At 39.5% G+C, this 12,265-nt stretch carries 12 protein-coding genes; 11 read left to right on the top strand and 1 reads right to left on the bottom strand.

Annotated elements, in window-relative coordinates; genetic code table 11:
- Positions 1-119 precede the first annotated feature (119 nt).
- The 8 genes from A6A20_RS00645 to A6A20_RS00610 all read left to right on the top strand — a co-directional run bounded on the left by A6A20_RS00645 (position 120) and on the right by A6A20_RS00610 (position 9,310).
- Entirely contained in the window at positions 120-743 is a 624-nt protein-coding gene (locus A6A20_RS00645; protein WP_279571663.1) for an L-threonylcarbamoyladenylate synthase, read from the top strand.
- Positions 744-787: 44 nt separating this feature from the next.
- Positions 788-1,726 (top strand): 23S rRNA pseudouridine(2605) synthase RluB, encoded by a 939-nt coding sequence (rluB, locus tag A6A20_RS00640; protein ID WP_279571662.1) that lies wholly within the window; start codon positions 788-790, stop codon positions 1,724-1,726.
- A gap of 18 nt (positions 1,727-1,744) precedes the next feature.
- On the top strand, positions 1,745-2,716 hold the full coding sequence (cysB, locus tag A6A20_RS00635) for an HTH-type transcriptional regulator CysB (RefSeq protein WP_279571661.1): 972 nt from the start codon (positions 1,745-1,747) through the stop codon (positions 2,714-2,716).
- A gap of 628 nt (positions 2,717-3,344) precedes the next feature.
- Positions 3,345-4,331: a TAXI family TRAP transporter solute-binding subunit gene (locus A6A20_RS00630; RefSeq protein ID WP_279571660.1), complete on the top strand. Its 987-nt coding sequence runs from the start codon at positions 3,345-3,347 to the stop codon at positions 4,329-4,331.
- Positions 4,332-4,333: 2 nt separating this feature from the next.
- The gene (locus A6A20_RS00625) at positions 4,334-4,819 is read left to right on the top strand and encodes a DUF1850 domain-containing protein (RefSeq protein WP_279571659.1); all 486 of its coding nucleotides are present in this window, start codon (positions 4,334-4,336) and stop codon (positions 4,817-4,819) included.
- A complete protein-coding gene (locus A6A20_RS00620) occupies positions 4,812-6,785 on the top strand; it encodes a TRAP transporter permease (protein WP_279571658.1) in 1,974 nt (657 codons plus the stop codon). Before A6A20_RS00625 ends, A6A20_RS00620 begins: the two co-directional genes overlap by 8 nt.
- 177 nt (positions 6,786-6,962) lie before the next feature.
- Entirely contained in the window at positions 6,963-8,651 is a 1,689-nt protein-coding gene (gene glnS, locus A6A20_RS00615) for a glutamine--tRNA ligase (RefSeq protein ID WP_279571657.1), read from the top strand.
- Positions 8,652-8,860: 209 nt separating this feature from the next.
- Positions 8,861-9,310, top strand: coding sequence for a YcgN family cysteine cluster protein (locus tag A6A20_RS00610; RefSeq protein ID WP_279571656.1), 450 nt, complete (start codon positions 8,861-8,863; stop codon positions 9,308-9,310).
- A 122-nt stretch (positions 9,311-9,432) separates the two neighbouring features.
- On the opposite strand, the gene A6A20_RS00605 is transcribed toward A6A20_RS00610, so the two are convergent.
- Positions 9,433-10,242 (bottom strand): 5'-nucleotidase, lipoprotein e(P4) family, encoded by an 810-nt coding sequence (locus A6A20_RS00605; protein WP_279571655.1) that lies wholly within the window; start codon positions 10,240-10,242, stop codon positions 9,433-9,435.
- A gap of 215 nt (positions 10,243-10,457) precedes the next feature.
- On the opposite strand from A6A20_RS00605, the gene A6A20_RS00600 reads away from it, so the two are divergent.
- Genes A6A20_RS00600 through A6A20_RS00590 form a run of 3 tightly spaced genes read left to right on the top strand, consistent with a single transcriptional unit; the run spans position 10,458 to position 12,252 of the window.
- Positions 10,458-11,039 carry a LemA family protein gene (locus A6A20_RS00600; protein ID WP_279571654.1) on the top strand — a complete coding sequence of 194 codons (582 nt, stop codon included), beginning with the start codon at positions 10,458-10,460 and terminating at the stop codon, positions 11,037-11,039.
- 21 nt (positions 11,040-11,060) lie between these two features.
- On the top strand, positions 11,061-11,504 hold the full coding sequence (locus A6A20_RS00595) for a TPM domain-containing protein (protein WP_279571653.1): 444 nt from the start codon (positions 11,061-11,063) through the stop codon (positions 11,502-11,504).
- Positions 11,497-12,252, top strand: a complete 756-nt coding sequence (locus A6A20_RS00590) for a TPM domain-containing protein (protein WP_279571652.1) — start codon at positions 11,497-11,499, stop codon at positions 12,250-12,252. The genes A6A20_RS00595 and A6A20_RS00590 overlap by 8 nt, the downstream gene beginning before the upstream one ends.
- Positions 12,253-12,265 lie beyond the last annotated feature (13 nt).

Here is a 12,265-nt window from a genome sequence, read left to right as displayed (position 1 = left end):
AAAGTAATAGGTATATAATGTGATAACTTTTGGTTATATAGTCGTTTCAATTTAAAATAAGCCAAGCTGTGCCAACAGCGTATTATTTTGAAGGGGACGTATGACGTCTAGATGATATTATGAGTCAATTTTTTTATATACATACAGAAAATCCGCAAGTGAGATTAATTAATCAAGCGGTAGAAATTTTGAAAAAAGGTGGGGTAATTGTTTATCCTACGGATTCAGGTTATGCCTTAGGTTGTATGATCGGCGATAAACATGCTATGGAAAGGATTGTGCGTATTCGGCAGCTACCAGAGGGGCATAATTTTACTTTGGTTTGTAGTGATTTATCTGAATTGTCTACCTATTCAGTAGTAAATAATACTGCTTATCGCCTAATTAAAAATAATACGCCGGGGCGTTATACCTTTATTCTCACAGCCACCAAGGAATTACCACGCCGTTTAATGACTTCAAAACGTAAAACCATTGGTATTCGTGTGCCTGATAATCAAATTGCATTAGATTTATTGCGTACTTTAGGCGAGCCAATTTTGTCTTGTTCGTTAATGTTACCTAATGATGAATATTTAACTTATTCTGATCCTGAAGAAATAAGAGAACGTTTAGAGCATCAAGTGGATTTAATTATTCATGGTGGATATTTAGGACAGCAACCTACCACTGTCGTGGATCTGACAACAGATAGTCCAACGATTTTAAGAGAAGGGAGCGGATCTACCGAGCCTTTTATTTAAATATTTTGCATACAATGACGCTTGCGAAAGCGACAAGAGGTTATATGAAACAACAAAGAAATCCTACTCCCCATAAATCAGCTAAACCGGCAACGGGGAAAAAAACGCTTACCACCTCAACAGTAAAAGGGGAAAAGCTACAAAAAGTGTTAGCACGAGCAGGGCAAGGTTCACGCCGAGAACTTGAAACCCTAATTGCAGAAAATCGTGTGAGTGTTGACGGTAAGATCGCCAGCTTAGGTGATCGTATTGAAGTAAACGAAAATACTAAAATCCGTATTGATGGACATTTAGTGAATCTAAAGCCTGTACAAAAAGAAATTTGTCGCGTATTAATGTATTATAAACCTGAAGGGGAACTTTGTACTCGCCACGATCCCGAAGGGCGAGCAACAGTATTTGATCGTTTACCCCGTTTAACTGGCGCTAGATGGATTGCAGTAGGACGTTTAGATATTAATACTTCAGGGTTGTTATTATTTACTACCGATGGCGAGTTAGCCAACCGATTAATGCACCCAAGCCGGGAAATTGAGCGAGAATATTCTGTGCGAGTTTTTGGCGAAGTTGATGAAGCTATGTTACAACGTTTGCGTAAAGGCGTACAATTAGAGGACGGACCAGCAAAATTTAACCGTATTAGTGTTAGTGGCGGTGTTGGAATGAACCAATGGTTTGATGTAACCTTAATGGAAGGACGCAATCGTGAAGTAAGACGATTATGGGAATCACAAGGGGTGCAAGTAAGCCGTTTAATCCGTATTCGTTATGGTAATATCAAATTAATCAAAAGTTTACCGCGTGGTGGTTGGCAAGAGGTGGATTTAGCTACGGTAAATTATTTACGCCAGTTAGTGGATTTACCCCCAGAAACAGAAAGTAAATTAGATTTGACCAAAACCAAACGGCGTCCTAAAACAGCGAAAATACGTCGAGCAGTTAAACGTTATTCAGAAATGAGCAAACGTTATAAAAATAAATAATTGAATGGGTAAATGGCTATGAAAATCCAACAACTTCGCTATATTGTTGAAATCGTCAACCAAAATTTGAATGTTACTGAGGCGGCTAATGCGTTATATACCTCACAACCCGGTATTAGTAAACAAGTACGTTTACTTGAAGATGAATTGGGTTTAGAAATTTTTGAACGCAATGGTAAACATATTAAAAGTGTTACCCCCGCAGGGGAAAAGATCATTACAATTGCACGAGAAATTTTAGTAAAAACGCAAGCAATTAAATCCATTGCTAATGAATATACCCGCCCTAATCATGGTGTACTTCGTATTGCTACAACCAATACCCAAGCTCGCTATATGTTACCAAGCATTATTCAACGCTTTTGTAAACAATATCCCGAAGTGAGTTTGCATGTTCATCAAGGATCGCCAACACAGATTTATGATGCCTTATTATCTGGCGAAGTGGATCTTGCGATTACCACTGAGGCACAATATTTGTTTGATGATGTAGTGCTATTGCCTTGCTATATGTGGAATCGTTCGGTTATTGTGAAGTCCGATCACCCTTTGGCACAATGTAAAAATTTAACCATTGAAGAATTAGGTAAATATCCCTTAGTAACCTATACTTTTGGTTTCACAGGTGTATCCGATCTTGATTATGCCTTTAATAAAGCAGGGATTTTGCCTAACATTGTCTTTACTGCCACTGATGCTGATGTGATTAAAACTTATGTCCGTTTGGGACTTGGGGTAGGCATTATGGCATCAATGGCACATACGCAAGCGGATTCTGATTTACTTGCGTTAGATGCAAGCCATTTATTTAAAGCCAGCACCACCCAAATAGCCTTTAAACACAGCACCTTCTTACGCAATTATATGTATGATTTTATTCAATACTTCTCACCACATCTTACCCGTACTCAGGTGGAGAAAGCAGAAAAATTGCGTGATAATACAGCGATTCAAAAATTATTTGATGGAATTACCTTAGAAGTCAAATAAGTAGCTTTGCGTTCATCTTTTGTGAAATAAAGTGCGGTCAAAAATACAAAAATTTTTGACCGTTTTTTTATTTTAATTGACTATAAAACTAAGAAAGCAAATAACGCTCCCTTACCCCTTAAAAAGCCCCAGCCTAAACTTAGAACGATAGAATAATTTTGGCTGTTTGAGCGTAGCGAGTTCCAAAATTATTCGTATATCGTTCTTAGTGAAAGGCTGGATAAAGGCTTTTTCTAGGGGCGTGTTTCTTTGCCTACTTTCTTTACACGAGTAAAGAAAGTAGGTCGTCCCCTTTGTAAAAGGGGGCGAAAACCGTTAGCAATAACGGAGAAATGAAAGTGAAGAATAATTTAAAAACCAACCGCACTTTAACAATCTTATTGTTATCATCTTGCCACATTTTTAATTGGAACGACTATAAAATAAGCAAAAAGTGCGGTCATTTTTAAATGAATTTTTATTCATAAATAATGAATATAAAATCATTTAACATTCTACTTTACAAGATTATTATTCTCGTGATAAAAAAGGAAAACACAACAATTATAGTCGTTTCAATTTAAAAAGTGGAACGGCTATATTAGATAACAAAGATTATCACAACATTAAAATAATACAGGAGTAAATTATGACAAATAAACTGGTAACTCTTACCACCACAGCACTGTTGGCTCTTAGCCTAATGGCTTGTGGCGAAAAAAATCAAACGGACGTGGCGAATGATGATACAAATAAAGTGCAAAGTCGCTTTGTTACTATTGCCACAGGTGGGGCTTCTGGGCCTTACAACATTATAGCTTCTACTTTGGCGGAGATTTATTCTAACCAGTTAGGCACGAATTCCAAGACCCAAACCACAGGGGCATCGGTGGAAAATTTAAATTTGCTTAACCAGAAAAAAGTGGAAATGGCGTTTGTGATGAGCGATGTGGTTAATGATGCCTTGCAAGGTACAGGTAATTTCCCCAATAAAATTGATAATGTTGCTCAAGTGGCGGCGTTATATCCTAACTATGTACAGATTGTAACTTCAAAGCAATCAGGGATTAAAACCATTAGTGATTTAAAGGGTAAACGTATTGCTACAGGCGCACAAAATTCAGGCGTTGAGCTAAATGCACGCACCTTATTAGCAGGATTTGGCATCAGTTATGATGATATTCGTGTGGATTATCTCGGTTATGCTGAAGCAGCTGATGCGTTAAAAGCAGGAAGTCTTGATGCGGCATTTTTAACCAGTGGTTTGCCAAATTCAGCATTAATGGAGTTACAACAGGGATTTGATTTGCAAATTGTGGAAATTCCTGCCGAAGGTTTGCGTCAATTAGCTGAAAATAGCCCTTATTTTAATGCTATGGATATTCCTGCTAATACTTATGGTAATCCAGAACCAATTCCAACGGCGGCGATTAAAAATGCGTTAGTGGTGCGTCAGGATCTTAGTGAAAATGATGTGTATTTATTGACAAAAACCTTGTTTGAAAACCTAGATCGCTTGCAAACTTCCCATCAGGCAGCGAAAGATATTAGCTTGCAAGAGGCACAACAAGGCTTAGTCGCACCATTACACTCTGGGGCGAAAAAATATTATGATGAAGTCAATAATAAGCAATAAGCATGGTTAAACCTATTAACAAGTTTAAGTGGATTAGGTTGTTATTATGCTTAGGCTTGTTCCTTATTTTAGGTTATCCAATACCATATTTGCGTTTACAAACGGATCATTACACTTGTTATTTATATGCCACAGAATTTCAGTTAGTTTGGCGACATTCGGTAGAAAAGCAATGGTGGATTGAATATTATCGGCAACAGGATCAACAATTATTGTTGTATCAAACATTATTGCAAACCTTTGGGGCTGGAACGCCTGCCACTGGAAAAATAATAGAGAAAATCCCTCGTGGTTTTGTGGGTTACCAACAACAACTAATGTTGCCCGAGTTAAATTGGGTAGTGTCGCCCAATATGCAAGGCAGTTTACAAACTAATAATGGAACAGTGCCTTTAGCTCAAATGTTGCCCGCTTATTCTGTGGTCAATATCAAGTGGCAAAGATCCCCATTAGCCATTTTTTTATTAGGGAGATCCTGTTATGAATGAACAAACTTCAACAGTAGCTCAACCGTCAGCGGAACAAATTTTAGAAAAATACGATAGAGAATCTGTTACTCGGCAAAGCAACAATCGATTTACCAAAGGACTTATTAGCCTTATTGCGGTTTTGTATTCTTTATTTCATCTTTATATTACATTTTTTCCTATGCCAACTTTATTACAGCGTGCAATCCATGTTGGTGTAGGATTGGTGCTTATCTTTTTAATTTATCCTGCCACACAGCAAAGCCGTCAAAAGGGCGTAAGATGGTATGATTGGCTCTTAGTATTGGTTGCCGCAGCTGGCGTGTTGTATTTAATTAATCAATATCAAGCCATTATGACAGTTCGTGGCGGCATACCTAATCATTTGGATATTATCATGTCAGTACTGACGGTAATTGCGGTTCTTGAGGCAACTCGCCGAGTAACAGGCTGGGTTCTGATTATTTTTGCTCTGATTTTTCTGATTTATCCTTTTATTAGCTCAATGGATTTTATGCCAGATCGCCTATTAACACGCCCTTATGATCTTGCTGATGTTTTTGGGCAGTTATATTTAAAAACCGAAGGGCTTTATTCTTCAGCAACTGGGGCATCAGTGAGTTTTATTTTCTTGTTTATCCTATTTGGGGCATTTCTCGCACGTTCAGGTATGGGGCAGTTATTCAACGATCTCGCTATGGCGATTGCTGGCGATAAACAGGGCGGCCCAGCTAAGGTTGCGGTAATCTCAAGTGGCTTTATGGGCAGTATTAATGGTGCAGCAGTGGCAAATGTTGTGAGTACAGGCGCTTTTACCATTCCTTTGATGAAAAAAGTGGGCTATCATCGCAATTTTGCTGGTGCGGTTGAGGCGAGTGCGTCAGTGGGCGGGCAAATCCTGCCACCTATTATGGGGGCAAGTGCTTTTATTATGGCTGAAACCACTGGGGTCAGTTACGGTACGATCGCTCTTGCCGCATTATTGCCTGCCTTGCTTTATTATCTTGGCGTGATTTCGCAAGTGCATTTTCGGGCAGGTAAACTCAATTTAAAAGGGATTTCACGTGATCAGTTACCGCAACTAAAACAAGTGATGAAACAACGTGGACATATGTTGTTACCCATTGTTGCCTTAGTGTGGTTCTTAATTGAGGCAATGCCTATTGCTTATGCTGCTTGCTATACCATTGGTATTACTGTGTTAGTGAGCCAATTACGCAAAGAAACCCGTATGGGAATAAAAGACATTATTGCCGCCTTAGAAGATGGGGCAAAACAGTCTTTATCCGTCATGGCAGCTTGTGCGGTAGTAGGGATTGTGATTGGTGTAGTCAATTTGACCAGTTTCGGTAGCATTATTACTTCTTCTATCGTTACCTTAGGGGCAGGCTCATTATTTTTAACCCTCTTTTTAACGATGCTGGCTTCAATGATATTGGGTATGGGGCTACCTTCCATTCCTGCCTATATTATTACTGCGACAATGGCTGCTCCAGCATTGGCAACCTTTGGTATTCCTGTGCTAGTCGCTCATATGTTTGTGTTTTATTTTGGTATTTTCGCTAATATTACTCCGCCTGTAGCTTTAGCGGCTTTTGCTGGGGCAGGAATTGCACAGGGCGATCCCATGAAAACAGGCTGGCAGTCTTTACGCCTTGCCTTAGCAGGTTTTATTGTGCCTTTTATGTTTGTGTATAATCCCAATATGATGATGATCGATACCACTGATGTGGCGGTGATGGCGAGAACTTTCCCATTACCTCATATTATTGATATTATCAGCGTAACCTGTTCATCAATTATTGGGGTATTAGGGCTATCCGCCGCCGTAGAAGGCTATTTCAAGCACCCAATGAATGGATTACAACGCCTTATCTTAGCTATTGGTTCATTTATGTTGATTGTGCCTGAAACCATTACGGATATTATCGGTATCGTACTCGTGGCGATCATTATTTTCTTTAATCTTCGCCAACATAAGGGATAGTTTTACGGTATTTATTGCAAAATAATCTCAAAATTGACCGCACTTGCAATAAAATTTAAAAGTGGGACAACTATAAATTTATGGGGTTAATCTTGACGATTTGCCCCTTTGTCATTTGTTCAGAAACCCTGTACAATAGTTTAATTTTTTGAAATAAAGATAAATATTGAGGCAATAATGAATATCCCTGTTGATAATGAAAAAAATCGTGCGGAAAAAGGCGTTGAGGAACATAAACCCAGTAATTTTATCCGCCAAATTATTGATGAAGATTTAGCCACTGGTAAACACACGAAAGTACATACTCGTTTTCCCCCAGAACCCAATGGTTATTTGCATATTGGACACGCCAAATCCATTTGTTTAAATTTTGGTATTGCAGAGGATTATCAAGGATTATGCAATTTACGTTTTGATGACACCAACCCAGTGAAAGAAGATGTGGAATATGTAGAGTCCATTAAACAAGATGTAGAATGGCTTGGTTTTCATTGGGCAGGTGAGCCACGTTATGCGTCAGATTATTTTGACCAGCTTTATGGCTATGCCATTGAATTAATTGAAAAAGGTTTGGCTTATGTGGACGAATTAACCCCAGAGCAAATGCGTGAATATCGTGGTACGCTAACCGAAACGGGCAAAAATAGCCCTTATCGTGATCGTTCTGTGGCAGAAAATTTAGCCCTATTTGACAAAATGAAAAAGGGCGAATTTGCTGAGGGAACGGCGTGTTTGCGTGCTAAAATTGATATGGCATCGCCGTTTATGGTTATGCGTGATCCTGTGTTATATCGGATTAAATTTGCTCATCATCATCAAACGGGAGATAAATGGTGCATCTATCCAATGTATGATTTTACCCATTGTATTTCCGATGCTATTGAGCGTATTACCCATTCCTTATGTACCCTTGAGTTTCAGGATAATCGCCGTTTATATGATTGGGTATTGGAGCATATTTCCATTGAACGCCCGTTACCTCATCAATATGAATTTTCTCGTTTAAATTTAGAGGCTACCTTAACTTCTAAACGTAAGTTATTGCAATTAGTCAATGATCAAATTGTTGACGGCTGGAATGATCCAAGAATGCCGACTATTTCAGGCTTACGTCGTCGTGGTTATACGCCAGCCGCCTTGCGTGAATTTTGTCGCCGTATTGGGGTAACTAAACAAGATAATGTGGTGGAATATAGTGCATTAGAGGCTTGTATTCGTGAAGATTTAAATGTTAATGCCCCTCGTGCAATGGCGGTTATTGATCCGTTAAAAATTGTGATTGAGAATTTTGTGGGTAAAGAAATGTTGACCGCCCCTAATCACCCAAATCGCCCAGAATTAGGCGAACGCCAATTACCTTTTACCCAAGAAATTTATATTGATAAAGCCGATTTTCGTGAGGAAGCCAATAAACATTATAAACGCTTGGTGTTAGGCAAAGAGGTGCGTTTGCGTAATGCTTATGTGATTAAAGCTGAGCGAGTAGAGAAAGACCAAAATGGCGAAATTACCACCGTATATTGCAGTTATGATCCTGAAACCTTAGGCAAAAATCCTGCGGACGGACGCAAAGTAAAAGGGGTAATTCATTGGGTATCAGCACAGGATTGTTATCCTGCCGAGTTTCGCTTGTATGATCGCTTATTTAGCGTGCCAAATCCCTCTGCTGAGGAAGATTTATATCAAGCACTTAATCCAACCTCTTTGCTGGTGAAACATGGGGTTGTGGAGCAAAGTTTACTCAAAGCCGAAGCGGAACAAGCCTATCAATTTGAACGTGAGGGCTATTTCTGTTCCGACAGTAAAGACTCGCACCCAGAACATTTGGTATTTAACTTAACAGTCAGTTTAAAAGAAAGTTTTTAAGTTAATGAACTAACGGAATAGCGAGATCCCGATCTCGCTATTTTCGTTTAACACTATAGTCGTTTCAATTTAAAATAAGACAAGGCGGCACGCCGAAGGCAGTACAAGTAGTACGGCGAGGCGTGCCAACGTCGTATTACTTTAAAGTGGGACGACTATAATAAAGTGTGGTCAGTTTTTCAAAAATTTTTATGTATGCAGAGCAGTCTATGGTAGCAAATCATCTTAGCCCACAATTTTGGCAACATAAATCCCTAATGGAAATGAATGAACAAGAATGGGAAGCCCTATGTGATGGCTGTGGTAAATGTTGCTACCGAAAATTTATTGAGGGCAGGGGAAAGCGAAAACGCCTTTATTTTACCCGTATTGCTTGCAATTTACTTGATTTGAAAACAGGGAAGTGCGGTCATTATTCGCAACGTTTTCGCCTTGAACCCGATTGCACCAAATTAACCAAAGCCAATTTACCCGATTTTACTTGGCTACCCAGTACCTGTGCTTACCGTTTATTATACGAGGGAAAACCGCTTTACCCTTGGCACCCCTTGCTAACAGGCGATCCTAACAGCACGCAAAAAGCTCAAATTCCCATTGCTAACGGTATTCACGAAAAAGACGTGATTGACTGGTTTGAGTTTGTGATTGAGGGGGATTGATATAGTCATTTCAATTTGTAGCCGTTTCACTTTAAAATAAAACAAGGTGGCACGCCGAAGACAGTACAGATAGTACGGCGAGGCGTGCCAACACTGTTTTATTTTAGAGTAGGGAAACTATATTATTCTCCATTCCAAGCCTTAATGGCATTATTGCGAATATTGAGTTTGTTTTGTGCATCGCCTCTAAAGTAGTTTGGATCTAAGCCACCTTCCCAATCGCCATAATTTGGATTAGGTAACATAATGAATTTTTTACCAAAAAGGCTGGCGTTATGTTGGACAAATTCACGCCGTTCTGCATTGGATTTACGATATGTGGCATCGCCAAAGTCATTCAGGTTATCGCCAATATAAAGCACGATATCATAACCCTGTTGCTCAATTTGTTCAAAACGTGGCGTTTTATTTGATTTGTCTTTTTTCAAATAAAGGGTATGTTCATTAACATTGCTAAATCCAAGACGGTGCATATCATCAATGGTTCCTGCTTTCTCTACGTCATCACGCCGATTTGAAACGAAAAACACCGTTCCGCCAGTGGCATTCACATAGTTGACAAATTCAACCGCACCGGGGATTGCCCCTGATTGGCGAGCATCAACCCATTTTGTCCAAGTTTCCCCTGTAAAGGGTTGACCGTTTTTAATTTGCCAGCCAGCGTAAGGGCTATTGTCAATTAGGGTTTCATCAAGATCAATGGCAACTGCTTTTTTCTTGCCTTTGCTTACTTTAGCTTGATCATAGGCGAGTTTAGCGGTATTGAAGGCTTGGTAGGCAAGGGCTTGATATTCGCCAGATTGTTGTAACCAAACAATGCCTAGGGCAGCTTGGTTTTGTAATTGGCTTTCGGCACGTTGCTCGCTGTTGGCACAGGCACTGAGTAACGCCACACAGCTTGCTACAATAAGGGCTGATTTTAGAGGTTTCATCTTGTTTCTCCGTTTGTGTGTCAATGAAATGTTAATAATTTATAGTCGTTTCAATTTAAAATAAGACAAGGCGGTACGGCGAGGCGTACCAACACTGTATCATTTTAAAGTGGAGCGACTATATCAAATAAATTGGTAAAGTCAGAGATAAATTAAGCAATTTTGTGATATAGTTCTCAATTCTTTAAAAAAATCAAATTTATTGAGGTATTAATATGAAAAAATGGCTAGTTATTGCCTTAGTTGCCATTGTGGCGGTTTTCACAGTGATGGGAAGTTATAATAGTTTGGTGCAAGCGGAAGAAGAAATTGATTCCGTTTGGGCAAATGTGGAATCTTCTTATCAACGTAGAGCCGATTTAATTCCTAATTTAGTCAATACTGTTAAGGGGCAGGCGAATTTTGAGCAAGAAACCTTAACTCGGGTTATTGAGGCGAGAGCCAATGCTTCACAAACGAAAATTGACCCTGCCAATATGACAGAACAGCAATTAGCCGAATTTCAACAGAGCCAAAACCAAGTGGGATCGGCATTATCTCGTTTATTGGTAACCGTAGAGCGTTATCCTGAATTACAGGCAAATCAAGGATTTATGAATTTACAAGCCCAATTAGAAGGCACAGAAAATCGTATTAATAAAGCCCGCAATGATTTTAATGCGGCTGCGAGAATTTATAATCAAAAAGTGCGTCAATTTCCAACGAAATTGGTGGCGATGCTATTTGGTTTTAAAGAAAAACCTTATTTTAAATCTAGCGAAGGCGCAGAAAATGCACCTGTGGTAAGTTTTAATTAATGCAGAGAAAGGTTCGCCAATATGCCACTATTTCGTAAAGCCATTCCCATTGATAAACAATCTATTGAACAAAAAATAAGTGAGATAGAACAGCAAACTTCAGCGGAACTCAGGGTTTATGTTGAACGTAAAATGGTGAAAAATAACGCTGTTTTAGACCGCACTTTGGCGTTATTTGAACAACTAAATATGCAAAATACGTTACAACGTAACGGAGTGTTGATTTATGTAGCATTTGATGATCATCTTTGTGGTGTGTTGGGCGATAAAGGGATACATCAATATGTGGGCAATGGGTTTTGGCAACAGGTAAATCAGCAAATGATCGAGCATTTTAAGCAACAGCAATATACTCAAGGCATTATTTGTGCCTTAGAGGTCATTGGGACTGAATTAGCGAAGTATTTTCCTATTCAACCTGATGACGTTAATGAATTACCAAATGAGGTGATTATTAATGATTAGAGCAATGTGGCAAAAAAGTGCGGTGCTTTTTGCTTTTATTTTTGCAGCAGTGCAAGCCCTTGCGGTGGAATTGCCTAATCCGCCCAATCCTTTTCGTTATGTGAATGATTATACCCATACCTTATCGCAAGCTGAACTTGCTCAGTTGGAAAAGGCGTTACAGCAATATAGCCAGCAAACTAGCTCACAAATTGCGGTGGTTATGTTGCCCACAGTAGGGGATAGGGATATTGCACAATATGCTTTTGCCCTTGGTGATAAGTGGGGCATTGGGCGTAAGCAGTTAGATAATGGGGTATTAATGCTAATTGCGAAAAATGATCGCAAGATTTTTATTGCCACAGGACAAGGACTTGAGGGGGCATTGCCCGATGCTTTTTTATCCCAATTAATCCGCCAACAAATTACCCCTTATTTTAGAGAAAACCAGTATGCACAAGGTATCGCTAATGGTTTATCGGCGATTATTGCGGCTAGTCAAGGCGAATATGCTGCTTATCAAGCTGAACAATCTTCGGATTTAGCAGATTTTCTGCCATTGATTATTTTCGCCCTTATTGTGGCATTTTGGCTTTTCCGCCTATTAGGTGGTAATCAAGTCTATATTAGCCCAACGAGCCAGCGTTCTTCCTCAAGCCGAAGAAATAACCATTTTGGTGGCTTTGGCGGCGGTGGTTTTGGCGGTGGCTCAGGTGGCGGCTTTGGTGGTGGCGGTTTCGGCGGCGGTGGTGCTGGCGGAAGTTGGTAGTTTTTTGTGATCG

The sequence above is a fragment of the Volucribacter amazonae genome (assembly GCF_029783845.1).
GTDB classification, from domain to species: domain Bacteria; phylum Pseudomonadota; class Gammaproteobacteria; order Enterobacterales; family Pasteurellaceae; genus Volucribacter; species Volucribacter amazonae.
Note: the sequence above shows the minus strand (reverse complement) of the source record. Positions and strands in the feature narration are given on the sequence as shown.

Bases quoted from the DNA above. Each gene is read 5' to 3' on its own strand.
- A6A20_RS00645 (WP_279571663.1), top strand. From the start codon at position 120: ATGAGTCAATTTTTTTATATACATACAGAAAATCCGCAAGTGAGATTA.
- rluB (WP_279571662.1), top strand. From the start codon at position 788: ATGAAACAACAAAGAAATCCTACTCCCCATAAATCAGCTAAACCGGCA.
- cysB (WP_279571661.1), top strand. From the start codon at position 1,745: ATGAAAATCCAACAACTTCGCTATATTGTTGAAATCGTCAACCAAAAT.
- A6A20_RS00630 (WP_279571660.1), top strand. From the start codon at position 3,345: ATGACAAATAAACTGGTAACTCTTACCACCACAGCACTGTTGGCTCTT.
- A6A20_RS00625 (WP_279571659.1), top strand. From the start codon at position 4,334: ATGGTTAAACCTATTAACAAGTTTAAGTGGATTAGGTTGTTATTATGC.
- A6A20_RS00620 (WP_279571658.1), top strand. From the start codon at position 4,812: ATGAATGAACAAACTTCAACAGTAGCTCAACCGTCAGCGGAACAAATT.
- glnS (WP_279571657.1), top strand. From the start codon at position 6,963: ATGAATATCCCTGTTGATAATGAAAAAAATCGTGCGGAAAAAGGCGTT.
- A6A20_RS00610 (WP_279571656.1), top strand. From the start codon at position 8,861: ATGGTAGCAAATCATCTTAGCCCACAATTTTGGCAACATAAATCCCTA.
- A6A20_RS00605 (WP_279571655.1), bottom strand. From the start codon at position 10,242: ATGAAACCTCTAAAATCAGCCCTTATTGTAGCAAGCTGTGTGGCGTTA.
- A6A20_RS00600 (WP_279571654.1), top strand. From the start codon at position 10,458: ATGAAAAAATGGCTAGTTATTGCCTTAGTTGCCATTGTGGCGGTTTTC.
- A6A20_RS00595 (WP_279571653.1), top strand. From the start codon at position 11,061: ATGCCACTATTTCGTAAAGCCATTCCCATTGATAAACAATCTATTGAA.
- A6A20_RS00590 (WP_279571652.1), top strand. From the start codon at position 11,497: ATGATTAGAGCAATGTGGCAAAAAAGTGCGGTGCTTTTTGCTTTTATT.